The 25,834-nt window shown below is 61.4% G+C and carries 16 protein-coding genes; 8 read left to right on the top strand and 8 right to left on the bottom strand.

Annotation, left to right across the window (positions count from 1 at the left end):
• Positions 1 to 205 precede the first annotated feature (205 nt).
• The 3 genes from ACP7D9_RS04040 to ACP7D9_RS04030 all read left to right on the top strand — a co-directional run bounded on the left by ACP7D9_RS04040 (position 206) and on the right by ACP7D9_RS04030 (position 2,708).
• Entirely contained in the window at positions 206 to 1,042 is an 837-nt protein-coding gene (locus tag ACP7D9_RS04040; protein WP_016771157.1) for a CvfB family protein, read from the top strand.
• 61 nt (positions 1,043 to 1,103) lie between these two features.
• On the top strand, positions 1,104 to 1,496 hold the full coding sequence (locus tag ACP7D9_RS04035) for a DUF2177 family protein (protein ID WP_426155791.1): 393 nt from the start codon (positions 1,104 to 1,106) through the stop codon (positions 1,494 to 1,496).
• A 282-nt stretch (positions 1,497 to 1,778) separates the two neighbouring features.
• Positions 1,779 to 2,708, top strand: coding sequence for a DMT family transporter (locus ACP7D9_RS04030; RefSeq protein WP_101158581.1), 930 nt, complete (start codon positions 1,779 to 1,781; stop codon positions 2,706 to 2,708).
• On the opposite strand, the gene ACP7D9_RS04025 is transcribed toward ACP7D9_RS04030, so the two are convergent.
• On the bottom strand, positions 2,656 to 3,837 hold the full coding sequence (locus tag ACP7D9_RS04025; RefSeq protein WP_426155789.1) for an MFS transporter: 1,182 nt from the start codon (positions 3,835 to 3,837) through the stop codon (positions 2,656 to 2,658). The genes ACP7D9_RS04030 and ACP7D9_RS04025 overlap by 53 nt on opposite strands.
• Before the next feature lie 104 nt (positions 3,838 to 3,941).
• On the opposite strand from ACP7D9_RS04025, the gene ptrR reads away from it, so the two are divergent.
• A complete protein-coding gene (gene ptrR / locus ACP7D9_RS04020; RefSeq protein ID WP_426155787.1) occupies positions 3,942 to 4,835 on the top strand; it encodes a putrescine utilization regulator PtrR in 894 nt (297 codons plus the stop codon).
• A gap of 142 nt (positions 4,836 to 4,977) precedes the next feature.
• Positions 4,978 to 5,106: a PA1414 family protein gene (locus tag ACP7D9_RS04015; RefSeq protein ID WP_003198971.1), complete on the top strand. Its 129-nt coding sequence runs from the start codon at positions 4,978 to 4,980 to the stop codon at positions 5,104 to 5,106.
• 162 nt (positions 5,107 to 5,268) lie between these two features.
• On the opposite strand, the gene ACP7D9_RS04010 is transcribed toward ACP7D9_RS04015, so the two are convergent.
• From ACP7D9_RS04010 to speB, 4 genes are all read right to left on the bottom strand, one after another.
• Positions 5,269 to 6,648 carry a sodium:solute symporter gene (locus ACP7D9_RS04010; protein ID WP_426155785.1) on the bottom strand — a complete coding sequence of 460 codons (1,380 nt, stop codon included), beginning with the start codon at positions 6,646 to 6,648 and terminating at the stop codon, positions 5,269 to 5,271.
• A gap of 153 nt (positions 6,649 to 6,801) precedes the next feature.
• Positions 6,802 to 8,304 (bottom strand): purine-cytosine permease family protein, encoded by a 1,503-nt coding sequence (locus tag ACP7D9_RS04005; protein WP_426155783.1) that lies wholly within the window; start codon positions 8,302 to 8,304, stop codon positions 6,802 to 6,804.
• A 51-nt stretch (positions 8,305 to 8,355) separates the two neighbouring features.
• Positions 8,356 to 8,778 carry a YybH family protein gene (locus ACP7D9_RS04000; RefSeq protein ID WP_101158586.1) on the bottom strand — a complete coding sequence of 141 codons (423 nt, stop codon included), beginning with the start codon at positions 8,776 to 8,778 and terminating at the stop codon, positions 8,356 to 8,358.
• A gap of 10 nt (positions 8,779 to 8,788) precedes the next feature.
• Positions 8,789 to 9,739, bottom strand: coding sequence for an agmatinase (gene speB / locus ACP7D9_RS03995; RefSeq protein ID WP_003222717.1), 951 nt, complete (start codon positions 9,737 to 9,739; stop codon positions 8,789 to 8,791).
• 302 nt (positions 9,740 to 10,041) lie between these two features.
• On the opposite strand from speB, the gene ACP7D9_RS03990 reads away from it, so the two are divergent.
• Together ACP7D9_RS03990 and ACP7D9_RS03985 are read left to right on the top strand one after the other, a co-directional pair.
• Positions 10,042 to 10,935 carry a LysR family transcriptional regulator gene (locus ACP7D9_RS03990; RefSeq protein WP_007956593.1) on the top strand — a complete coding sequence of 298 codons (894 nt, stop codon included), beginning with the start codon at positions 10,042 to 10,044 and terminating at the stop codon, positions 10,933 to 10,935.
• Positions 10,936 to 10,941: 6 nt separating this feature from the next.
• Positions 10,942 to 11,538, top strand: a complete 597-nt coding sequence (locus ACP7D9_RS03985; protein ID WP_101158588.1) for a tRNA-uridine aminocarboxypropyltransferase — start codon at positions 10,942 to 10,944, stop codon at positions 11,536 to 11,538.
• 121 nt (positions 11,539 to 11,659) lie between these two features.
• On the opposite strand, the gene ACP7D9_RS03980 is transcribed toward ACP7D9_RS03985, so the two are convergent.
• The 3 genes from ACP7D9_RS03980 to ACP7D9_RS03970 all read right to left on the bottom strand — a co-directional run bounded on the left by ACP7D9_RS03980 (position 11,660) and on the right by ACP7D9_RS03970 (position 16,711).
• Positions 11,660 to 13,021 carry an HlyD family type I secretion periplasmic adaptor subunit gene (locus tag ACP7D9_RS03980; RefSeq protein ID WP_101158589.1) on the bottom strand — a complete coding sequence of 454 codons (1,362 nt, stop codon included), beginning with the start codon at positions 13,019 to 13,021 and terminating at the stop codon, positions 11,660 to 11,662.
• Positions 13,022 to 13,031: 10 nt separating this feature from the next.
• Positions 13,032 to 15,191 (bottom strand): type I secretion system permease/ATPase, encoded by a 2,160-nt coding sequence (locus ACP7D9_RS03975; RefSeq protein WP_397478387.1) that lies wholly within the window; start codon positions 15,189 to 15,191, stop codon positions 13,032 to 13,034.
• A 161-nt stretch (positions 15,192 to 15,352) separates the two neighbouring features.
• On the bottom strand, positions 15,353 to 16,711 hold the full coding sequence (locus ACP7D9_RS03970) for a TolC family outer membrane protein (protein ID WP_039761048.1): 1,359 nt from the start codon (positions 16,709 to 16,711) through the stop codon (positions 15,353 to 15,355).
• A gap of 530 nt (positions 16,712 to 17,241) precedes the next feature.
• Between ACP7D9_RS03970 and ACP7D9_RS03965 the strand changes: the two genes are divergently transcribed.
• Positions 17,242 to 25,833 (top strand): retention module-containing protein, encoded by an 8,592-nt coding sequence (locus tag ACP7D9_RS03965; RefSeq protein ID WP_426155779.1) that lies wholly within the window; start codon positions 17,242 to 17,244, stop codon positions 25,831 to 25,833.
• Position 25,834: the final 1 nt, after the last annotated feature.

The raw sequence follows: 25,834 nt of genomic DNA, 5'->3' as shown, positions 1-25,834 counted from the left end.
CTGTTTTAAATGAGAACATTTGCTCTCGACGAGAAACTTGGGCGCACTCCCAAGCCGCTTGGCCGAACTGACGAGCGGCGCCTCACCGAGCACTGACCGAGGAAAATCAACACATTGACGCCGATCGGCCCGGTGCGAAGATCTGTCGCCCGCCGTTATCGGGAAAAACGGGTAGAATGCCGCCCACGTATTGAGGGTTTCGGAAATGGCTTTAGTCGGGCGTTACAACAGTTTGCAAGTGGTTAAACACACTAACTTCGGTTTATATCTGGATGGCGGTGCCGATGGCGAAATTCTTTTGCCCAACCGTTATATCCCCAAAGATATTCCCAGCGAAGATGAAGACTGGCTCAACGTATTCATCTACCTGGACAGCGAAGACAAACTTCTCGCCACCACGGAAAAACCGAAAGTTCAGGTCGGCGAATTTGCCAGTCTGAAAGTGGTTGAAGTCAACAGCATCGGCGTATTCCTCGACTGGGGCTTGCCAAAGGATCTGTTGCTGCCGTACTCGGAAGAAAAGCGCCAGATGACCGCTGGCGAATATTGCGTGGTGCATGTCTACCTCGACAAACACACGCGCCGCATCACCGCCACCGCACGCCTCGATCGTTACCTGGACAAGACCCCGGCTACTTACAGCCCGGGCCAGGAAGTCGATCTGCTGGTGGCCGAGGCCACCGACATGGGCTTCAAGGCGATCATCAACAACAAGCATTGGGGCCTGATTCACAAGAACGAGATCTTCAAGTTCATGCGTTCGGGCATGCGCGAGAAAGGTTTCATCAAGGAAGTGCGCGCCGATGGCAAGATCAGCCTGAGCCTGCAACCGGTTGGCCAGGAAGCGGCCAGCAGCCTGAGTTCAAAGATCCTTGGCAAGTTGCGTGAAAACGATGGCACCCTGGCAGTCAGTGACAAGAGTGATCCGGCGTTGATCAGCAGCCTGTTCGGCGTCAGCAAGGGCAATTTCAAGAAAGCCATCGGCTCGCTGTACAAGGAAGGCAAGATCGTCATTCACGCCGATCGCATTGAACTAACCTGACTCCCCGCAGGCCCATGCAGGAGCAGCGTTCGGCAGCTCCTGCATTTAGAGGGAAGGGCAAATGAAAAAGGCGCTGATCGCTTACGTCGCTACACTGCTGACGTTTCTGCTGCTCGATGGTCTCTGGCTCGGGCTGCTGATGGCGCCGACCTATCGCGAACTGCTCGGTTCGCTGATGCTGGAAAAACCGCTGCTGTTGCCCGCAGCGGTTTTTTATTGCCTGTACGTTATCGGCTGCGTGGCGTTTGTGGTGTTGCCGGCGCTGAGCTGGCAGCGGGCGGCGAAGCTGGGTGCGCTGTTGGGGCTGGTGGCCTATGGCACCTATGACCTGACCAATTGGGCGACCCTGCGCGAGTGGTCGGTGCAGGTGAGTTTGATGGATTGGGCGTGGGGAACGGTGGCGACTGCAGTTGCTTGCACGGTGGGTTATTTGGTGGCGAAGCGGTTTGCGTGAGCTGGTCCGGCAGTTGTGTCGGCAATGCTGGCCTCTTCGCGAGCAAGCCCGCTCCCACAATGAATTCCCGTCGTTCACAAATTCCACTTCCACCACAAATCCCCCGTGGGAGCGGGCTTGCCCGCGAATGACGGCGCAGCCGGCAGCCATTCAATTTTGCCGCTGCAGGCAAATTGAAAGTCTTTTCCAGACGGCTTTTTCCGCGCGTCTGATTGATAATCTCCGACATTGTTTTCTGACCATTGGATGGCCTGCCATGTTGTGTGTGTTCGAGGTGTTGCGGTGAGTGCCGAGCGGCGTAATGCCGACGGGTTTGCCCTGCAAGTGATGATCGGCCTGTGCCTGATCTGGGGTGTGCAGCAAGTCCTGATCAAATGGGCGGCGACGGACATCGCGCCGGTGATGCAAGCGGCGGGGCGTTCAGGAATCTCGGCGTTGCTGGTCGGTTTGCTGATCTGCTGGAAGGGCGGCTGGGATCAGGTCGGCAGCACTTGGCGCGGCGGCTTGCTGGCCGGTGCGCTGTTTGGTCTGGAGTTCCTGTTCATCGCCGAAGGTCTGCAACTGACCACCGCCGCGCACATGTCGGTATTTCTCTATACCGCGCCGATTTTCACAGCGCTGGGCGTGCATTTTCTGCTGGCCAGTGAGCGCCTGCGACCGTTGCAATGGCTGGGGATTCTGCTGGCCTTCATCGGCATCGCGATTGCCTTCGCCGGTGGGGTGTCGTGGGACAACCTTGATCGGCGCATGCTGCTGGGCGATGCCTTCGGCGTGCTGGCGGGCGCCTGTTGGGGCGCGACGACTGTCGTGGTGCGTGCCTCGCGATTGTCGGAAGCACCGGTAACGCTGACCCTGTTTTACCAATTGATGGTCGGTTTCATCGGCCTGCTGTTGATCGCGTTGTTCAGTGGCCAGATCACCCATGTCAGTCTGACCACGGTGGCGGTGGCCAGCGTGCTGTTTCAGGGCCTGGTGGTGTCGTTCTTCAGTTACCTGGTGTGGTTCTGGCTGCTGCGCCGTTATCTGGCGGCGAACCTTGCGGTGTTCTCGTTCATGACGCCGTTGTTCGGCGTGACCTTCGGCGTGCTGCTGCTCGGCGAAGAACTGAGTGTGAATTTCATCATCGGCGCTGTGCTGGTGCTGCTCGGCATCACTTTCGTCAGCGCCGAGCAGTGGTTGCGTCGGCGTTTGCGCAAGGCGCTGGGTCAGTAGCCTTGGCCTGGATCGCCAGCGCGCCGGCCGCCAGCAGGCCTGCGCCGGCGATCAGCAGCGCCGGCTGCAGACCGCCGCTGAAATGGCTGCTCAGCGCCGCCAGCAACGGACCGCAGAGCTGGCCGACGGCGAAGCACGCGGTGAGCATGCCGGCATTACGCTGAATGGCGTGGGGCGCCAGTTCCCGCGAGCGCTGCATGACCAGTTGCATGCAGGCCAGAAACGGCGTGCCGCAAAGCATCACACCCAGCGCCAGGCCGAGGCCGCTGCCCAGCAGACAGGCGAACACGCCGGCCGCTTGCAGCCACAACGTCGCCATCAGCCAGTGCCGCGTGGTCTCGGGATCATGTCGGCGCAAGCTCACCAACCACACTCCGATCGCCGCGCCGAGGCCAAAGCAGGGCCAGAACAGATCGGCCTGCCACTGGCCATGAAATTGCGCATTAGCCATCTGCGCCAGAAAGGTCGCCGGAATGATGTAACCGACGCCGTACAGCGCATACACCAGCGCCAGCCGGCCGATGCCTCGGCTGGCTGATGTTGCGGGAGCGATCGCCGTCTTCGTGACCGCCGTGGGCTGCGGCAACAACCGCCAGACGCTTAGCATCATCAGCAACGCGGCGGCCGCATAAATCAGCCACAGGGTTGCCGATGTCTGCTGCAAACGATGTGAGACCAGCGCCAGCAACCCTGTCAGAAAAATCCCCATACCCGGTCCGGCAAAAACCAGAGCCCCCCAGCGCGGACGACCCGCTGCCGCCGCCAGCGGCTGGCTGAGCGAAGTGATCATCACCAGCACCCAGGCGCTCGCCACACCGGTACCAAAGCGCAGCAGCAGGTGCGACCAGAAACCGTTCGCCCAGAACGACGCCAAAGTCAGCACCACGCACAGCCACAACCCGCCATGCAGGCGTCGCTGCACTTGTTGCGGACGCTGCGCGAACATCGCATCCAGCGCACCAAGCAGATAGCCGAGGTAGTTGGCCGCCGCAATCAGACCGGCGGCGGTGAGGTCGATCTGCCCTTCACTGAGCAGGTGCGGCATCTGTGGCGTCAAGGCGAAACGGCCGATGCCCATGGCCATCATCAGGGCAACAAAACAGGCGGATAAACGTGTCAGTGGCGACATGGTCGGGCTTCCTGCAAAGGAACAATGACCGTCAGGCTAGGATCGATTGACTTTCTTTAAAATTGAATAATAGTGAGCAACTTGTTCTGTTGAGGAGAAAGCAGATGGAGTTCAGCCAACTGCGGATTTTTCAGGCAGTCGCCGAGGAAGGCTCGATTACCCGCGCCGCCGAGCGCCTGCATCGCGTGCCCTCGAATCTGTCGACCCGCCTGAAACAGCTCGAAGAGCAGTTAGGCGTAGAGCTATTCGTCCGCGAACGGCAGCGCTTGCAGTTGTCGCCGGCGGGCAAGGTGTTGCTCGACTACACCGGCAAACTCTTTGCGCTGCGCGATCAAGCCAGCGCGGCGGTGATGGGCGGGGAACCGGCCGGCGATTTCGTGCTGGGCACCATGTACAGCACGGCGGCGATCCATCTGCCGGCGTTGCTGGCGCGGTATCACAAGCAATACCCGATGGTGAATTTGCAGGTCCAATCGGCGCCAACCGGGGAATTGCTCGAAGGGTTGCTCACCGGCCGCCTCGACGCCGCATTGGTCGACGGCCCGCTGGAACTGGCCGGGCTCGATGGCGTGCCGTTGTGCGAGGAGCGCTTGGTGTTGATCACGGAAATCGATCATCCGCCGGTACGCAGCGCGCGGGACGTGGAAGGGCGTTCGGTGTTCACCTTTCGTCAGGGCTGTTCATATCGCATGCGCCTGGAAGCGTGGTTTTCTCATTACCACGCAGCGATGGGGCGGCCGATGGAGATCGAGTCGTATCAGGGCATGCTCGCCTGCGTGATTGCCGGCAGCGGTGTGGCGTTGATGGCCGAGTCGATGCTCGTCAGCCTGCCAGGTCGCGAGAGCGTTGCGGTGCACCCGCTGGCCGAGCCGTTCGCGGGTGCGACAACGTGGCTCATGTGGCGCAAGGGCATGGCCGGGGCCAACCTGAATGCCTGGATCGACGTGCAGCAAGCGGTCTATCCCGTGGCTTTGAATGAAGTGCGTGAAACAGCATGAACCAATGGCCACAGATTCTGTTCAATTCAGTAACAGATCATTGCGGATTTGGCCGAGCATTGCGTAGGACTTCGGACTATTATCAGTGCGAAGCGACCTCAGAATTCCGGCCGCTCAGCACCACCCTGAAGGGGGCATGACGATGAAAGAGAAAATTCAGAACTGGCTGCACGATTTGGGTGTTGCGCTCGGCTTGATCGAACCGCCAATGCAACCTGTGCCGATCCGCACCGATGACGAGCAGCGCCGCCGCCAGCCACGTCGCCGTTAATACCTGCGATCAGAGATTTCAAGATCGCAGCCGTCGGCAGTTTCTACAAAGTGTAGGAGCTGCCGAAGGCTGCGATCTTTTGTTTTTTATCAGGCAAAAAAAAACGGGTGTGGCTACCGACGCCACACCCGCTGAAGAAAGCAACAAGTCGTTACACCAAGTTCAGATCGCAGGCGCCACAGCCGCCGGGCGCGGCGAGAACAGACTGACCAGCACGAAGCTCACCAGGCTGACACCGAGGCTGTAATAGATCGGCGTATTCGCGTCCATGCCGTCCTTGACCATGAACACCAGCGCAGTGATGAAGCCCAGCGTCATCGCACTGATAGCACCAGCGGTGGTCGCGCGTTTCCAGAAGATCGCGCCCATCAGCGGAACCAGCATGCCGCCGACCAACAGGTTGTAAGCCAGCGTCAGTGCACTGATCACGTCATTGACCACCAGAGCGATGCCCAGCACCGCCACCCCGGTAAGCAGGGTGAACAGACGGCTGACGGCGACGTTCGACTGTTTGCCGCCACGCAGTTTCGGCAGCAGGTCTTCGGTCAGCGTGGTGGAGGCGGCGAGCAGTCCGGCGCTGGCGGTGGACATCATCGCCGCCAATGCAGCAGCGATCACCAGGCCACGGATGCCGTCCGGCAGCGAGACTTTGACGATGGCGGCGAAGGCGTTGTTGACGTTGTCCAGATCCGGAATCAGTACATGCGCAGCCATGCCGATCAGCGCGCAAACCAGACCGTAGATGATGCAGTAGATCCCGGCCGAGGTGCCGGCATACTTGGCGACCTTCTCGCTTTTGGCAGTGAACACGCGCTGCCAGATGTCCTGGCCGATGAGGATGCCGAAGAAGTAGATCATGAAGTAGGTGATGATTGTGTCCCAGCCGATGCTGGTGAAGTTGAAGCTGGCCGCCGGCAATTGCGCGACCAGTTGATCCCAGCCACCGACGCGGTACAGGCAAATCGGCAACAGCAGGAACATCAGGCCGACGGTCTGGATGCCGAACTGGACGATGTCGGTCAGGGTCAGCGACCACATGCCGCCAATCGTCGAATAGATCACCACGATACCGCCGCCCAGCAACACCGAAATCCAGAACGGCAGGCCGAACAACACTTGCAGCACGGTGCCGATCGCCAGGATCGAGGTCACGCCGATCATCAACGCGTAAGCGAGCATGATGGTTGCGCTGGCGGTGCGGGCCATCGGGTTGTAGCGCTTCTCCAGCACCTGGGTGACGGTGAATACCTTCAGCTTCAGTAGCGGTTTGGCGAGGAACAGGTTCAGCGCGACGATCCCGCAACCCAGTGCCGCGCACAGCCAGAACCCGGAGATGCCATGCACGTAACCCAGCCGCACGGTGCCGACGGTGGACGCGCCACCGAGGACGGTCGCCGCCATGGTGCCCATGTACAGCGAAGGCCCAAGATTCCGCCCGGCAACCAGATAGTCTTCATGGGTCTTGGCCTTGCGCATGCCGTAGTAGCCGAGTATCAGCATCGCAGCGGCATAGATGAGTACGACGAATAAATCCAAAGCCATGATGGCGTGTCTCCAATTGTCTTTTTTATGGTGAGGCTGAGTTCAGATCCCGGTGGGAGAGGGCTTGCTCGCGAAAGCGGTGGGTCAGTCACATCAATGGTGGATGTGCTGCCGTCTTCGCGGGCAAGCCCGCTCCCACGGGTTCGAACTGCATCAGGCGGCCTGACGCAGTTCGGGTTTTATGGCGGCTTCGCTGCGCACATCCTTCGGCCCGAACACTTCTGCAGGTTCGGGAAACAGGCGCAACAGCGTCAGATACACCACCGACGCCAGGCTCAAGGTCACCGGCAAACTGACGTCGATGCCGCCGGCCAGTTCGCCCAGCGGGCCGACGAACTGCCCCGGCAGGTTGACGAAGCACAGGCCCACCAGCGCACTCGGAATCCATGCGCCGAGACCGCGCCAGTTCCAGCCGTGGTTGAACCAGTAGCGTCCGCCCTGTTCGCCGCGGGTGAACACTTGCAGATCATCCGGGCAATAGAAGCCGCGCCGCACCAGCAGGCCGATGATCATGATCACCATCCACGGCGTGGTGCAGGTGATGATCAGCACGGCGAAGGTCGACACGCTCTGCACCAGGTTCGCAGCAAAACGGCCGATGAAGATGAAGGCAATCGACAGCACGCCGATCAGCAACGTCGCCTTGACCCGCGACAACACGCGCGGGAACACGCTGGACATGTCCAGCCCGGTGCCATACAGCGACGTGGTGCCGGTGGACATGCCGCCGATCACCGCAATCAGGCACACCGGCAGGAAGAACCAGCTCGGCGATACGGCCAGCAAGCCGCCGACATAGTTGTTTGCGGCGATGTAGTCCGGTGCCTTGATCGCGACGATGGTCGCGGTAGCGAGGCCGAACAGAAACGGGATCAACGTTGCCAGTTGCGCGGCGATCACCGCCAGCATGATCCGGCCTTTGGGTGTCTCACGCGGGATGTAGCGGGACCAGTCGCCGAGGAACGCGCCGAAGGAAATCGGGTTGCTCATCGCCACCAGCGCTGCGCCGATGAACGCTGCCCAGAACCCGGCCTGACCCAGCGCCACGCTGCCGGCGTACTGGCTGTCGAAGGCAGGGGCGAAGGCGAAGATACCCAGCAGGAACAACAGGCTCGCGGCCCAAACGGCGATGCGGTTGACCCACAGCATGATGCGGAAACCGTAGATGCACACGGTCAGCACCAGCAGCGCGAACAGACCGTAGGCCAGGCCCAGGGTCAGGTCGGTTTCCGGCAGATCAACGAGGCGTTTGGCACCGCCGACCAGCGCATCACCCGAGCTCCACACTGACAGCGAGAAGAACGCGATTGCCGTCAGCAACGACAGGAACGACCCGACAATACGCCCGTGCACGCCGAAGTGCGCACCGGAAGACACGGCGTTGTTGGTGCCGTTGAGCGGGCCGAACAGGCCCATCGGCGCGAGGATCAGCGCACCGACCACCACACCCAGCACAATCGCCCAGACACCGGCCTGAAACGACAGGCCGAACAGCACCGGGAAACTGCCGAGCACAGCGGTGGCAAACGTATTGGCGCCGCCGAAGATCAAGCGAAACAGGTCGCTGGGTCGGGCGTCGCGCTCATGATCCGGGATCTGTTCGACCCCGTTTGTTTCGATGCTGCTAAGGCTTTTTTCGTTGTTGTTGTTATTCATGATCTGCTCCGATCATCAGGCGCGCTCATCGTGCGTGAGCGTCACCATTGGCTAAGGGGGTGGCAGCCCTTCCGGCATTGCGGACAAATGTTCGTGACAGGCCAGCCATAGGCCTTGTTGTTCTAGGCTTGACGCTTGTTTGCGGAAAACAATCGTCTCGCGCTCCTGGCTGAAGTGTTGCTCCCCTTGCATGCGCAGCTCGGTGGCCACGTCATGGATGAAAATCGCCACGTCACCCTGCAGGCTGACAAAGGCGTTGCTCGAGGTGCACGACAGCACCTCGAAACCATCCTCGGCGCGCCAGCGATCCCACAACGCCTGATAGGCATCGCGCGACAGCAGTGGCTGTTCGAGGGTGTAGAAAACGAAGCTGGCATCGGCGCTGAATGCACCGAAGTAAGCTTCGCGATCGTTACGCGCAAACGCGGCAACCAACTCGGCGGCCGCGTGCAAAACCTGATCACGTGCGTGCATGACCGGCCCCTCAGCGGTGAACCACGCCAGGCAGTACGCAGAGCATTTCGTACAGCAGGTTGGCGGCCAGCAGCGAGGTATTGCCGGTGGTGTCGTAAGCGGGCGAGACTTCTACCAGATCGCAGCCGATCAGGTCGAGGCCCTGACAGCCGCGGACGATTTCGATCGCCTGAATGGTGGTCAGGCCGCCGATTTCCGGGGTGCCGGTGCCGGGCGCCCAGGCCGGGTCGATGCCGTCGATGTCGAAACTCAGATACACCGGACCGCCACCGACTTTTTCGCGCACTTCGGCCATCAGCGGCGCCAGCGACTTGTGCCAGCACTCTTCGGCCTGGACCACGCGAAAGCCTTGGTCGCGACTCCAGTTGAAGTCGTCAGCGGTGTAACCCTGCGCACGCAAACCGATCTGTACCACGCGGTCGCAATCGAGCAGACCTTCTTCGACGGCGCGACGGAACGTGGTGCCGTGGGCGATTTTCTCACCGAACATGTGGTCGTTGACGTCAGCGTGCGCATCGATGTGCACCAGACCAACCTTGCCGTGCTTCTTATGAATCGCACGCAGGATCGGCAGGGTGATGGTGTGGTCGCCGCCCAGGGTCATCGGAATGACGTTGTGCTCGAGGATGTTGTCGTAGGCTTCTTCGATAATGCGCACGGCGTCGAGCAGGTTGAAGGTGTTGATCGCCACGTCACCGATATCGGCCACCGACAGCGAGTCGAACGGCGCGGCGCCGGTGGCCATGTTGTACGGACGGATCATCACCGATTCGGTGCGGATGTCGCGCGGCCCGAAGCGAGTGCCGGGGCGCAGCGAAGTGCCGATGTCCAGCGGCACGCCAACGAAGGCAGCGTCCAGACCGGCAGCGGTAGGTACATGGGGAAGTCGGAGCATGGTGGCGATGCCGCCGAAGCGCGGCATTTCGTTGCCGCCCAGTGGTTGGTGAAGAATCTTGTCCACGGGTAGGGCCTCATCGTCTTTGTTTTATTTATGCCGGCGCGCCGTGCAGCACAGGTTCGGACGCCGCTGTGGGGCCGATGATGCGAAATGTAGTGGCGGGGAAGAATCGCTACGGGCAAAAACTTAGTTCAGATTTTTCTAAACTAATGCCGAGGCCGGGGATAGACTCTTACGTACTGAAATATCCCTGTAGGAGCTGCCGAAGGCTGCGATCTTTTGATTTTGACCCTATAAACAAAGATCAAAAGATCGCCGCCTTCGGCAGCTCCTACAGGGGAGAAGTCCGACGTTTGGAGAGCCGCATGGCCAACGCTTTACCCGACCTGAAACTCCTGCGCATCTTCGTCAGCGTCGTGCGCCATCAGGGTTTTGCCAATGCGCAGCAGGAACTCAACCTGTCGACCTCGGCGATCAGCACTTACATGAGCCAGCTCGAAGCCGCGTTGGGTCTGGTGCTGTGCCATCGCGGGCGTGGCGGGTTCAGCCTGACCAGCAAGGGCGAGCTGTTCCATCAGGAAACCCTGCGCCTGCTCGCCGAGCTCGAAGGCTTCGAGCAATACGCCGCCGCGCTCAAGGGCGAACTGCGCGGCACGCTCAATCTGGGGGTGATCGATTCCACGGTCAGCGACAAGGCCCTGCCATTTGCCGAAGCCATCGGCGCTTACAGTCAAGAGCACCCGGCGGTGCATTTGCACCTGTCAGTGATGAGCCCTTATGAATTGCAACTCGGCGTGCAGGACAATCGCCTCGATCTGGCCATCGGTGCGTTTTCCACGCGCATGAGCGGTCTGGTCTATATGCCGCTGTACCGCGAGCAGCACTGGCTGTATTGCAGCAGCCGCCATCCATTGTTCAACGAGCGGCGCATCCCCGAGCAGGTCATCACTCAGCAACGCATGGTCGGGCGCGGCTACTGGAGCCAGGCGGAACTGGCCCGGCACGGTTTCAAACACAGCGCCGCGACCGTGGAAAGCATGGAAGCTCAGCTGATTCTGGTGCTCTCCGGCGCGTACATCGGTTATCTGCCGGAACACTACGCGCAGGCCTGGGCCGACAAGGGTGATCTGCGTGTTTTGCTGCCGGCGACCTTCGGTTATCAGGCGCCGTTTTCGATGATCATGCGCAGGGGCCGCAGTCGCGAGCCGCTGATCCAGACCTTTCGCGATTTGCTCAAAGCGCAATTGAATCAGGCGTAACCCATCATGTCCCGAGCCCAATGCCCGCGCTGCCTGCGCCCCCAGACCCATTGCCTGTGCGCGCTGATTCCGCACCTCGACAGCCGCACCCGAGTATTGCTGCTGCAGCATCCGAGCGAGGTCAGTCACGCGCTCAATACGGCGCGACTGGCGGTGTTGGGGCTGAGCAATGCCGAGCTGATTGTTGGTGAGGTGTTCGACGATTTGCCGACGCTGTTGAACCGGCCGGGTTATCGGGCGCGCTTGCTGTTCCCGGCAGAGGATGCGCAGCCGTTGCAGGCTTACGATGAATCCGATGAACCGGTGTTGCTGGTGGTGCCCGACGGCACCTGGCGCAAGGCACGCAAGATGTTGCATCTCAATCCTCTGTTGGCCGCGTTGCCACGGGTGACTTTGGCTGAAGGCGGGGTGTCGCGCTATCGCTTGCGCAAGGCACCGGGGCCAGGGGCGTTGTCGACTATCGAGGCGATCGTGCAGGCGCTGGAAACCCTTGAAGCGCCGTCGACGTTTGCGCCGTTGCTCAAACCTTTTGAAGCGCTGATCGACGGGCAGATCGCGGCGATGGGGGAGGAGACTTTTCAGCGCAATCATGGCGATAGATAGGCGTTGTCTGTGCTGGCCTCTTCGCGAGCAAGCCCGCTCCCACATGGATATGCATTCCCCTTGTGGGAGCGGGCTTGCTCGCGAAAGCGCCAGATCCATCACCCCAGCGTCCGGATGATGCCTAGCGCTCGCGCATCGCCTCGGTCCGCGCTTTCAGCACCGGTTTGAGCAGGTAATCCAGTACGCTTTTCTCGCCAGTAATAATGTCCACTGTCGCCACCATTCCCGGGATGATCAGCAGCGGTTTCACATCGCCCCCCAAGTGATTCTTGTCGGTGCGCACCTGAATCAGATAGAAGCTGTTGCCCTTGTCATCGGTAATCGTATCGGCGCCGATCAGCTCGAGTTTGGCGCTCAGCCCGCCATAAATCGTGTAGTCGTAGGCGCTGAACTTGACCATGGCTTTCTGGCCCGGATGCAGGAATGCCACGTCTTGCGGGCGGACCCTGGCTTCGATCAGCAGGTTGTCTTCCAGCGGCACGATTTCGACCATGTCGCTGCCCGGCTGGACCACGCCGCCGATGGTGTTGACCTTCATCTGCTTGATCACCCCGCGTACCGGCGAAGTCACCGTGGTGCGGCTGACGCGGTCATCGATGGCGATGCTCGAGGCGGTGATTTTCGACAGGTCGGTGCGTTTCTCGTTGAGCTCCTTGGCGGCCTCAGAGCGAAAGGTCTGTTCCGACTCGTCGATCTTGCTGCGGATTTCGGCGATGGCTGATTCGGCGCGGGGAATGGCCAGCGTGGTGGCGTTCAGCGAACCACGGATTTCCACCGCGCTGCGTCTGAGCCGGAGGATTTCCACTGGTGAAACCGCGCCGGTTTTCACCAGCGGTTCCGACATGTTCATCTCTTGCTGCAGCAGCGCCAGGCTGGAACTGAATTGGCCTTGCTTGGAACGAAATTCCGCCAGCTCCTGGGTTTTCTGCCGCAGCTGTTCACTGAGGGTGCGCTGTTCGCTGGCCAAGCGGCGTTGCCGTTGCTCGTACAGCGAGCGCTCGTCTTCGGCGACTTGCGGCGCCTTGGCGATGACTTCAGCGGAGAGCTTGAAGGGCCGCCCCTCGGCCTCCGCTGACAGCCGTTCGACTTGCGCGGTCAGCGCATACCGGTCGGCCTCACTCTCGCCCTTGTTCGAGCGAAAGCGCGTGTCATCCAGACGCAGCAGGGTGTCGCCCTTGCCGACCATCTGACCTTCGCGAACGAAAATCTCGGTGACGATGCCGCCCTCGAGGTTCTGGATCACCTGAACCTTGCTCGACGGAATCGCCTTGCCTTCGCCCATGGTCACTTCTTCGAGCACGGCGAATTTGGCCCATACCAGTGCTGCGATCAGCAGCGCTGCCGCCAGCCACACGGTAATTCGCGATTTGCGCGGCGAATCCTGCAACGCTGCGCCGGCGGTTTCCGGCATGAACTCGGCTTCGGCGCTTTTGCCGAAACTGTCGAAGTAACCGCGCTTGTTGCTATCGGAGGAAGCAGGCATGGCGTAACTCCTAGACCGCCGCCGAGCCGACACGGCCCTTGCGCAGTGCATCGATGACTGCTTCTTTCGGGCCGTCCGCGACGACCCGGCCGTTGTCCAGCACCAGCAACCGGTCCACCAGGCTCAGCATCGAGGTGCGGTGGGTGACCAGCAGCAGGGTTTTGCCTTGCACCCAGCCATGCAGTTTCTGCCGCAGCGCGTCTTCGCTGCTGTTGTCCATGGCGCTGGTGGGTTCGTCGAGCAGCATGATCGGCGGATCGAGCAGTAACGCACGCGCCAGCAACACGGCTTGGCGCTGGCCGCCGGAAAGCAATTGCCCGCGCTCGCCCACCGGTCGGTCGAAGCCTTGCGGATGTTGCCGCGCCAGTTCGGTGACGCCGGTCAGTTCGGCAACCTCAAGCATGCGTGAGTCGCTGATGTAACGCGCGCCCAGGGTCAGGTTGTCACGCAGGCTGCCGGCCAGCAGCGGCAAGTCGTGGGCGACATAACCGATCTGCTGGCGCAGGTCAGCCACGTCCAGTTGGCGCAGGTCGAGGCCGTCGAGCAGTAACTGGCCTTGTTCCGCTTCGTAGAAACCCATGACCAGCCGCGCCAATGTGCTTTTGCCCGAGCCGCTGCGACCGATGATGCCGACCCGCTCGCCGGGTTTCAGGCTGAAGCTGACTTCGCACAGCGCCGGCGCATTCTGGCCGTTGTAGTGAAACGTCACGCCGCTGACGTCCAGCGCACCTTGCAACTGCGTGCGTTCCAGCGGCCGTTGTTTGCCGTCGCGTTCCTGTGGCAGGGCCATCAGCGCGTCGGTGCTTTTCATGGTCAGTTGCGCTTGCTGATAGCGGGTGATCAGCCCGGCGATCTGGCCGAGCGGGGCGAGTACGCGGCTGCCAAGCATGTAAGTGGCGACCAGCGCGCCGACGCTGAGGTTGCCGGCGATGATGCTGTAGACCCCGGCGACGATCGTCGCCATCCCGGAAAACTGCTGGATGAACAGCGTGCCGTTGGTGGCTAGCGCCGACAGGTTGCGCGCGTGGCTGTCGAGGCGGGTGAGGGCGCCGTGGGTGCTTTCCCATTTGTGCTGGCGCTCGCTTTCGGCGCCGCAGGCCTTGAGGGTTTCCAGACCGCCGAGGGTTTCGATCAGCACCGCCTGACGCTCGGCGCCGAGGCTCAGGCTTTTTTGCACGGTGTCACGCAGGCGCACCTGAATCGCCATGGCGAAGATGATGGTGATCGGAAACGCCAACAGAGGAATCACCACCAGCCAGCCGCCGAGCAGGCCGATCACTACCAGCATCAACACCACGAAGGGCAAGTCGATCAGACTGGTCAGGGTCACGGCGGTGAGAAACTCACGCAGCCCCTGGAAGTCGTGAATGCTCTGGGCAAAGCCGCCGATGGTCGCCGGCCGCGCTTTCATCGACATGCCGGTGATGCGCTCGAACAACGTTGCCGAGAGGATCACATCGGTTTTCTTGCCGGCGGTGTCGAGCAGGTGCGCACGCACCACGCGCAGCACCAGTTCAAAACCGGTGCCGATCAACAGGCCGATCGACAGCACCCACAGCGTCGAGGTCGCCTGATTGGGCACCACGCGATCGTAGGTCTGCATGACGAACAGCGGCACCATCAGGCCCAGCAGGTTGATCAGGAAACTGGCGAGGATCGCATCGCTGTACAGCCATTTCGACAGTTTGAGAGTGTCGCGAAACCACGCGTTTACCCGTGGCACCAGCGGCGCGCGCAGGTCTTCGAGTTCATGGCGCGGGCGGGCGAACAAGGCCTGGCCGCTGTAGTGTTCGCTGAGCTCTTCGCGGCTGACCCATTGCTCGCCGCCGTCGGCTTCGCTGGGCAGCAGCAGGGCTTTGCCGTCCTCGCCAAAACGGCGCAGCACGGCGGTGCGGCCGTCGTTGAGCAGCAACAGGATCGGCAGGTTCAGCGGCGAAATGTCTTTCAAGTCACGGCGCAACAACCGCGCCTGCAAACCGGCCCGCGCTGCTGCGCGGGGCAGCAGATCGAGGCTCAGGCGTTGCTTGTTCAGGGGCAGCCCGGCACTCAGGCTGGCACGACTGACCGTGGCGCCGTGCAGCTTGCAGAGGATCAGCAGGCCGTCGAGTAACGGGTCGTCGAAGCTCAGGCGCGGATCGACCCCGGTAACGCCGGGTTCCATGCTGGTCATAGTGATTGCCTCTGTTGAACGGGCTCGGTTATCGGATCGTTCCCACGCTCCCGCGTGGGAATGCAGCCCGCGACGCTGCGCGTCACTGGACGCTGCGCGTCCCTTGAGGCATTCCCACGCAGAGCGTGGGAACGATCAAGTGTCCACGGCGCCCATGTGGGTTACTTCAGCTCAGGCAGGCGCGCCTGGTTTTTCACTTCGGTGGTGGCAATCGCATCAGCCGGCAACACCACGCGTTGTTTGCTCAGCAGTTGGCCCATGTTCGCCAGCACGCGGTACATCGAGTATTCCTCGGTGTAGCGGATTTCGGTGTAGCGACGGTTGGCGTTGTACAGCTCGTTTTCGCTGTCGAGCAGGTCGAGCAGGGTGCGCTGGCCGAGGCCGAACTGGTCCTGATAAGCGGCGCGCACGCGTTTGGTGGTTTCGGCGTATTCGCGGGCGGTCGGCGTTTGCTTCTTGGCGTTTTCCATGGCGTTCCAGGCCAGGCGAATATTCTCGTTGAGCTGGCGCAAGGCGTTGTTGCGGATGTCCATCGCCTGGTTGATGTCGTGGGCATTCGCCGCCAGACGAGCCTTGTCGCTGCCGCCACGGAACAGGTTGTAGTTCATCACCACGCCGACACGCCATTCGTTGTCGTGGCCTTCGTCGCCCTGCACGTTGTTGTTGGCGCCGACCGCCGCTTCCGCGTCAAAGCGTGGGTAGAACGGCGACTTGGCCACTTCGTACTGGCTCTCGGCGGACTGCACGTCAGCCTGGGCCGATTTCAGGTACGGGTTGTTGTCGACCATGCTCTGCTGCGCTTCACGCAGGTCCGGCGGCAGTTCGCCACGGGTCGAGGCCGGGGTTTCCAGCTCGTCGGGCATGCGTCCGACCACGCTGTAGAAATTCGATTCGGCGTCTGCCAGATCAACTTCGGCGGTGTCGAGGTTGTTCTGCGCCAGTGCACGACGGGCGACCGATTGGTCGGAGTCGGCGGTGCTGCCGATGCCGCGCTCGGTGCGCAGGCCGATCTGATCGTTGACGCGCAAGTGCGCCTGCAGGTTGTTCTTGGCCAGCGTCACCAGTTCACGACGCTTGAGCACTTCAAGGTAGACCTCAATGGTGCGCAGGGCCAGATCCTGCGCGGTGCCTTGCGCGTAGTAGGCGCGCGAGTTGGACACGCCCTTGGTGCGCTCGACCTCGTTGGCGGTGTTGAAGCCGTCGAAGATCATCTGCCGCAGGCGCAGCTCGGACTGGGTGTAGTTGAGAATCTCGGTGTTGTGATTACCGAAAGCGCGAGTGTTGGTGTTGTCGCTGTAGCCGCGACCGTAGGCAGCGTTCAAATCGACCGAGGGATAGAACCCGCCCTTGGCCACTTTCACTTGTTCGTCCGCTGACAGGCGCGCGTCCACCCGCGACGCCAGTTCCGGGTGAGTGGCGATGGTGCTTTGGATCGCCTCGGTGAGGTTCATCGCCTGGGCTTGGGAAGTGCAAGCCATGGCCAGCAAAACCGCGCTGCAGAGGGGGGTCAAAACGCGCATGGGTGCATCTCCCTGGATCTCAATGTTGTGTTACCGTCGCCAAATATTTGACGTAATTTTAGGGTGTAAGCGTTTCACTCTTGTAACAACAGAGCTAAGAACATCCTAGAGCGTAGCCAAGAAAAAATTTTCATAAGCCTTATTCCAAAAAAAACTTATGCGGTTTTTCAAAAGCAGCACATTGTTCAGCTCGAAAGCCTTTGTTTTATGCGCTTTAGGGAGCTCCACAAGGCTTGAGGAAAGTTCCATTCACTTTGCGAGACACTGCGAAGTACTGCTGAAGGGGAGGGACGCGTCACGGCAAATGAGCGACAGATTTTTGTCACTCTGGTGATTCACCGCCGTTACGTAGCGCTAGTGGGTCGATGAATCGAACAGGGTTGGCAAGTGCTTGATAGCGCTGGTAATTCTCTTGATCCGACCTGCGAAACGAACTGCCGAGGGTGCGAGCGTCGCCCCCGGCAACCCGATTGAGCCATGGGCTGCTTCGCGAACCTGTGCCGACGGTGGTCGGCAGCGGAGGATTTCACATGGCAGCGCTCATCGGTACGGTCACAAAAGTCATTGGTCAGGTGTTCGCCCAGGCGGGCGACGGCATCAAGCGTCCGCTGTTCGAGGGCGATCGCCTGTACGCCGGCGATCAACTGATCACCGGCGCGGAAGGTGCGGTGGCGGTGAAACTGCAAAACGGCGAGCAATTGACCCTCGGCCGGGGCAGCAGCATCACCATGACCGGGCAGTTGCTGGCCGACCAGGCGGTGCCGGTGAACGTCGCTGAAGCGCAGACCCCGAGCCAGGCGCAACTGACCGATGTCGAGCAAATCCAGAAAGCAATCGCCGCCGGTGAAGACCCCAGCAAAACTGCCGAAGCCACCGCTGCCGGCCCCAACGCGCCCACCGGCAATACCGGTGAACTGGGCGGCGGGCACAGCTTCGTGCTGCTGACCGAAGTCGGCGGCCGAGTCGATCCGAGCATCGGCTTCCCCACCGCCGGCTTCAACGGCATTCCCGAATTTCCCGAGTATCGCCGCGATGCGGACAACGACAATGGCGACGACACGCCGGCGCCGGTCGTGGTGCCACCGACGCCGGTGAACAACCCGGTCATCCTCAACGGTCTCGATGCGGCGGGCGGCGAGCTGAACCTCAATGAAGCCAATCTGCCTGACGGTACAGCGGCCAATCCGGGCGCGCTGACGCAAAGTGGCAGCTTCACCGTCTCGGCAGCGGATGGCTTGAACAGCCTGAGCATCGGCGGCATCAACGTGATCGTTGGCGGCGTGCCGATCGGCTTTCCCCAGTCGATCACCACGCAACTGGGCAACACCCTGACCATCACCGGTTACAACGCGGCCACTGGCACGGTCAGCTACAGCTACACCCTCACCGGCAACGAGACCCACGCGGCCGGCGACGGCGTGAACAACCTCAGCGAACAGTTCACCGTGATCGCCACCGACAGCAATGGCGACAGCGCCACTGGCACGCTGGACGTGAATATCACCGACGACGTGCCCAAAGCGTTTGATGACGCCAATGGCATTGCCTCGGAAACCGTGCTGACCCTGACCGGCAATGTCCTCACCAATGACATCCAAGGCGCTGACCGCGTACCCACCGGTCCAGTCACGCCCGGTACATTCACTGGTACTTACGGCACCTTGGTTCTGAACGCCGACGGCACCTACACCTACACGCTGAACACTAGCGATGCCGATTTCAAAGCCTTGACCGGCGGCGGCAACGGTACCGAAACCTTCGCTTACACGATCACTGATGCCGACGGCGATACCAGCACTGCCAATCTCGTTTTGCAGATCCACAACAACGACGATCCAGTCACCATCGACGGACTGAACGTCGCCGGTGGCGAGTTGACTATCTACGAAAAAAACCTCAGCGACGGCAGCGCCCCTGACGCTGGCGCACTGACGCAAAACGGCACGTTCACCATCACCGCACTGGACGGCGTGACCACGCTGACAGTCGGCGGCATCGCCGTGGTCACCAATGGCGTTGCCGCAGGCTTCCCGCAATCGATCACCACGCCACTGGGCAGCACGCTGACCATTACTGGTTTCAACGCTGCAACCGGCGTGGTCAGCTACAGCTACACCTTGGCTGATAACGAAGCGCATCCGAACGCCAATGGCGCGAACAGTCTGCCTGAGCAGTTCGCGGTTACCGTCGTCGACGACAACGGCACAACGGCCACCGGCACCCTCGACGTCAACATCGTCGACGACCTGCCGAACGCCAACGATGACAGCAACGGCACGGCGTCAGAAACCCAACTGACCCTGACCGGCAACGTCCTCACCAATGACATACAAGGCGCCGACCGCGTAGCAACAGGCCCGGTTACGCCCGGCACTTTCACCGGCACGTTCGGTACCTTGGTTCTGAACGCCGACGGCACCTACACCTACACGCTAAATACCAGCGATGCCGATTTCAAAGCCTTGACCGGCGGCGGTAACGGCACCGAAACTTTTGCCTACACGATCACCGATGCCGACGGCGATACCAGCACCGCCAATCTCGTTCTGCAAATTCACAACAACGACGATCCAGTCACCATCGACGGACTGAACGTCGCCGGTGGCGAGTTGACGATCTACGAAAAAAACCTCAGCGACGGCAGCGCCCCTGACGCTGGCGCACTGACGCAAAACGGCACGTTCACCATCACCGCGCTGGACGGCGTGACCACGCTGACAGTCGGCGGCATCGCCGTGGTCACCAATGGCGTTGCCGCGGGCTTCCCGCAATCGATCACCACGCCACTGGGCAGCACGCTGACCATTACTGGTTTCAACGCTGCAACCGGTGTGGTCAGTTACAGCTACACCTTGGCTGATAACGAAGCGCATCCGAACGCCAACGGCGCGAATAATTTGTCTGAGCAGTTCGCGGTCACGGTAGTCGATGACAACGGCACAACCGCCACCGGCACGCTGGATGTGAGCATCGTCGACGACCTGCCGAAAGCCAACGATGACAGCAACGGCACCGCCTCGGAAAATCAACTGACCCTCACCGGCAATGTCCTCGCCAATGACATACAAGGCGCCGACCGCGTAGCAACAGGCCCGGTTACGCCCGGCACTTTCACCGGCACGTTCGGTACCTTGGTTCTGAACGCCGACGGCACCTACACCTACACGCTGAACACTAGCGATGCCGATTTCAAAGCCTTGACCGGCGGCGGCAACGGTACCGAAACCTTCGCTTACACGATCACTGATGCCGACGGCGATACCAGCACTGCCAATCTCGTTTTGCAGATCCACAACAACGACGATCCAGTCACCATCGACGGACTGAACGTCGCCGGTGGCGAGTTGACTATCTACGAAAAAAACCTCAGCGACGGCAGCGCCCCTGACGCTGGCGCACTGACGCAAAACGGCACGTTCACCATCACCGCACTGGACGGCGTGACCACGCTGACAGTCGGCGGCATCGCCGTGGTCCCCAATGGCGTTGCCGCAGGCTTCCCGCAATCGATCACCACGCCACTGGGCAGCACGCTGACGATTACTGGTTTCAACGCTGCCACCGGCGTGGTCAGCTACAGCTACACCTTGGCCGATAACGAAACGCATCCGAACGCCAACGCCGCGAACAGTCTGCCTGAGCAGTTCGCGGTTACCGCCGTCGACGACAACGGCACAACGGCCACCGGCACCCTCGACGTCAACATCGTCGATGACCTGCCGAACGCCAACGATGACAGCAACGGCACGGCGTCAGAAACCCAACTGACCCTGACCGGCAACGTCCTCACCAATGACATACAAGGCGCCGACCGCGTACCCACCGGACCGGTTACGCCCGGCACTTTCACCGGCACGTTCGGTACCTTGGTTCTGAACGCTGACGGCACCTACACCTACACGCTCAACACCAGTGACGCCGACTTCAAAGCCTTGACCGGCGGCGGTAACGGCACCGAGACCTTCGCCTACACGATCACCGATGCCGACGGCGATACCAGCACTGCCAATCTGGTTCTGCAGATTCACAACAACGATGATCCGGTGCTGCTCAATGGCCTTGACGTCAACGGTGGCGAACTGACGGTCTACGAAAAAAACCTCAGCGACGGCACCAGCCCCAACACCCCGGCGCTGACCCAGAACGGCACTTTCACCGTCAGTGCTCTCGATGGTCTGCAGACCCTCTCGGTCGGCGGCATCGCCGTCATCACCAATGGCGTGGCCGCAGGCTTCCCGCAATCAATCGTCACCCCGATGGGCAGCACCCTGACCATCAGCGGTTATGATCCGGCGACCGGCGTGGTCAGCTACAGCTACACCCTGGCCGACAACGAAGCCCATCCAACCGCCAACGGCGCCAACAGCCTCACCGAGAACTTCGACGTCGTCGCGACCGACACCGATGGCAGCACCGCCAGCGGTCAGATCAACGTCAACATCGTTGATGATTTGCCGACTGCGCATGCAGATGCGGCTTCGGTGGCGGAGGGCGGCACTGTCAGCGGCAATGTACTCAACAACGATGTCGGCGGCGCTGATGGCCCGGCGGTTACTGGCGCGGTGGTTGGCGTGCGCGCCGGTGCCGACACTTCGACCTCGGCCATCGGCGGGCTCAATTCGCAGATCAACGGCACCTACGGCTACCTCACGCTTGATGCCAACGGCAACGCCGTTTATCACAGCAATCCCAACGCGGTGAACGGCCCGGGCGCGGTGGATGTGTTCACTTACACGGTGCGCGATTTCGACGGTGATGAAAGCACCACGACCATCACCATCGACGTCTATAACAGCTGCCTGAAAGCGGTCAGCGATAGTGACGTGACCGTGTATGAAAAAGCCCTCGACCTGAACCAGGATGGCCAGGATCTGGCGGCGGGCAGCGTGGTCGGCAGCGATCCGGGCAGCACCGGCGAAACCGCATCCGGCACCCTGGTCGGCTCGGTTACCGGCGCGGTCGGCGCGATCAGTTATGCGCTGGTCGGCAGCGCCACCGGCAATTACGGGCAGATCGTGCTCAACGCCAATGGCACTTACACCTACACCCTGACCTCGCCGGCGACCACCACGCCGCACGCCGACGACGGCGCCAACAGCCTGAGCGAAACCTTCACCTATCAGGCCACCGATTCGCTGGGCAATGTCGTCACCAGCAGTATTGTCGTGAGCATCGTCGATGACGTGCCGAAAGCGCTGAACGACAGCAATGCCGACAACGCGACCGAAGCGCAATTGACCCTGACTGGCAATGTCCTCGACAACGACGTGCAAGGCGCCGATCGCGTCGCCAGCGGCCCGGTGACCGCCGGTACTTTCACTGGCACTTACGGCACGCTGGTACTTAACGCCAACGGCACTTACACCTACACGCTGGACGTTAACGACGCCGACTTCAACAACCTTCACGGCGGCGGCAACGGCACTGAAACCTTCGCCTACACGATCACCGACTCCGACGGCGACACCAGCACCGCCCACCTTGTGCTGAACATTCACAACAACGACGACCCGGTGTGTCTCGACGGCCTCAACGTGAAGGGCGGCGAACTCACCGTCTACGAGAGGAACCTCAGCGACGGCAGCAGCCCCAACACCTCGGCGCTGACCCAGAGCGGCAGCTTCACCGTCACCGCGCTTGATGGCCTGCAAACATTGACGGTCGGCGGCATTGCCGTGGTCAGCAATGGCGTCGCCGCCGGTTTGCCACAGTCGGTGGTCTCGCCGCTGGGCAGTACGTTCACCATCACCGGTTACGACCCGGCCACCGGCGTGGTCAGCTACAGCTACACCCTGGTCGACAACGAAGCCCATCCAGACGCCAACGGTGCCAACAGCCTCAGCGAGAATTTCGCGGTGGTCGCCACAGACACCGACGGCAGCACGGCCAGCGGTCAGATCAACGTCAACATCGTTGATGACCTGCCGACAGCGCACGCAGATGCCACTTCGGTGGAGGAGGGCGGAACCGTCAGTGGAAACGTGCTCGAAAACGATATAGGCGGGGCTGACGGCCCGGCAGTTTCCGGTGCCGTGATCGGCGTGCGTGCCGGCGCCGATACGTCTACTTCTGCCATTGGCGGTTTGAACTCACAAATCAACGGCAGCTACGGCTACCTCACCCTCGATGCCAACGGCAACGCCGTTTATCACAGCAATCCCAACGCGGTGAACGCCCCGGGCGCGGTTGACGTATTCACCTACACCGTGCGCGATTCCGATGGCGACGACAGCACCACCACCCTCACCATTGATGTGCACAACAGCTGCCTGGTCGCCGTCGGCGACACCGACGTCACGGTTTACGAAAAAGCCCTCGACCTGAGCAAGGATGGCGCCGATCTGGCTCCCGGCACGGTCACCGGCAGCGAACCGGGCAACACCGGCGAAACCGCCAGCGGCACGCTGGTGGGTTCCCTCAGTGGCGGCAGCGGCGCGATCACTTATACGTTGGTCGGCAACGCCACCGGCAGCTACGGACAACTGCAGCTCAACGCCGACGGCACCTACACCTACACGCTGACCTCCGCGCCGAAAACCGCGCCGAACGCCAACGACGGGGCCAATACCCTCAGCGAAACGTTCACCTACCAAGCCACCGATGCACTGGGCAACAGCACCACCAGCACCCTTGTGATCAACATCGTTGACGATGTACCGAAAGCCGTTGCTTCGGATCGCTCGGTGACGGCGGTGGAGATCGATTCCAACATCCTCATCGTCCTCGACATTTCCGGCAGCATGGCCGATGCCTCTGGCGTGCAGGGCCTGTCGCGGCTGGCGCTGGCCAAGCAGGCGATTGGTGCCTTGCTCGACAAGTACGATGATCTGGGCGATGTGAAAGTGCAGTTGGTGACGTTCAGCAGCAATGCTGCCGACCGCACCACCGTGTGGGTGGATGTGGCCACCGCCAAGACGCTGCTCGCGGGTCTGAATGCCGGCGGCGGCACCAACTACGACGCCGCCGTGGCGGTGATGCAGACCGCGTTCAACACCTCCGGCAAACTCACCGGGGCGCAGAACGTCGGCTACTTCTTCTCCGACGGCAAGCCCAACGAGGGTGACATCGGCACGGCTGACGAAGCCGCGCTGAAAAACTTCCTCGACGCCAACAACATCAAAAACTACGCCATTGGACTGGGCAGTGGCGTGAGCAACGCCAACCTCGATCCGCTGGCCTACGACGGCATCAATCACACCGACACCAATGCGGTGGTGGTCACCGATCTCAATCAGCTCAACTCGGTATTGTCCGGCACCGTGCAGGGCGCGCCGGTCACCGGTTCGCTGCTGGGCGAGGGCGGTTCGTTCGGTGCCGATGGCGGTTTCATCAAGTCCATCGTCGTCGACGGCACCACCTACACCTACGATCCGAAGGCCCTCAGCGGCCAGGGTTCGTTGACCGCGAGCGGCGGCGCCAACCACGGCACCTTCAACACGGCGAACAACACGGTCAGCATCGCCACCAACAATAGCGGCACCTTGGTGGTCAACCTCGACACCGGCGAATACAGCTACACCTCGCAGAAAACCACGGCGGTGGTGATCACCGAAAACATCGGTTTCACCGTCAGTGACAACGACGGCGATCTGGCCAGCTCCACGCTGACGGTGAAAGTGATCCCCAACGCGCCGCCGGTGGCGATCGACGATCACGTCATCACCAATGTGCTGTCCGGCAACATCGTGGTGCCGGGCGAGCTGCTGCTGGCCAATGACACCGATCCGAACGGCGATGCACTCAACGCCACGCCAACCAGCTTCAATACGGGTTGGGTATCGAAAGCAGCGGACTTCACCGGCACCGGTCTGATCGGTTTCACCGGGCAACCCAATAATGCGGCCAACCAGAACCTGTCCAACGTGCGCAGCGCCTTCAGCGCCAATGCCGCGACGATGACCGCCGTGCTGGTAGTCAGCGGTTATCTCGGCATGGTGAGCAACAGCAATGCCAATGATGAAGATCGCATCACCGTCAATCTGCGTCAGGGCGAAACCCTCAATCTGGATCACAATCTGGGTGCCGGCAAGATCAGCATGGAGTACTCGCTCAACGGTGGCGCCTACGCCGCGCTGGCGGACGGGCAAACGCTCACCGCCTCGGCGGACGGCATCTACCAGATCCACATCACCAATATTGGTAACGGCGGCGGCAACCCCAACGCCGCAGAGAACTACCAACTGACAATGACCCTTGACTACGCCGGGGCCCACGACATCACGCCGGACTACCATGGCACCTACACCGCCAACGACAACCACGGCGGCAGCGATACGGCCAGTCTCAGCATCAGCTATCAGGACGGCCACACCCTGACCGGCACCGCCAGCGACGATGTGCTGGTGGCGGGCAGCGGCAATAACGTGGTCAATGCCGGCGACGGCAATGACGTGCTCAGCGCTGGCTCCGGCAATAACGAAATGCACGGCGGCGCCGGCAACGATTTGCTTTACAGCGGCGCCGGCAATGATCTGCTCGACGGCGGCACCGGCAGCGACACGGCCAGCTACGCCCATGCCACAGCCGCGGTCACCGTCAACCTCGACCTGCTCGGTGCGCAAAACACCCTCGGCGCCGGCACCGACACCCTGACCGGCATCGAAAACCTGCTCGGCTCGAACTTCAACGACAGCCTCACCGGCGACGCCAACAACAACGTGATCAACGGGGGGCTCGGCAACGACTTCCTCAACGGTGGCGCCGGCGATGACTTGCTGATCGGTGGCATGGGCAACAACACTCTGACCGGCGGAGCAGGGGCGGACACCTTCCAGTGGCTCAAGGGCAACAGCGGCCACGACCTGATCACCGATTTCACCCCCGGCACCGACAAGCTCGACCTGTCGCAACTGCTGCAAGGCGAAAACGCCAGCACCGCGTCGCTGGATGACTATTTGCACTTCACTGTCAGTGGCAGCGGCGCCTCGGTGATGACCAGCATCGACGTCAGCGCCATGGCCGGCGCCACGCCGAACCAGACCATCGATCTCGCTGGCGTCAACCTTGCCAGCCACTACGGCGTGACCCCGGGCGCAGGCGGCATGATTGCCAGCGGCCACGACACGGCGACGATCATCAGCGGCATGCTCAATGATCATTCGTTGAAAGTCGATACCGTCTGAT

It is taken from the genome of Pseudomonas sp. TSRC2-2, from assembly GCF_049897785.1.
Lineage (GTDB): Bacteria > Pseudomonadota > Gammaproteobacteria > Pseudomonadales > Pseudomonadaceae > Aquipseudomonas.
Note: the sequence above shows the minus strand (reverse complement) of the source record. Positions and strands in the feature narration are given on the sequence as shown.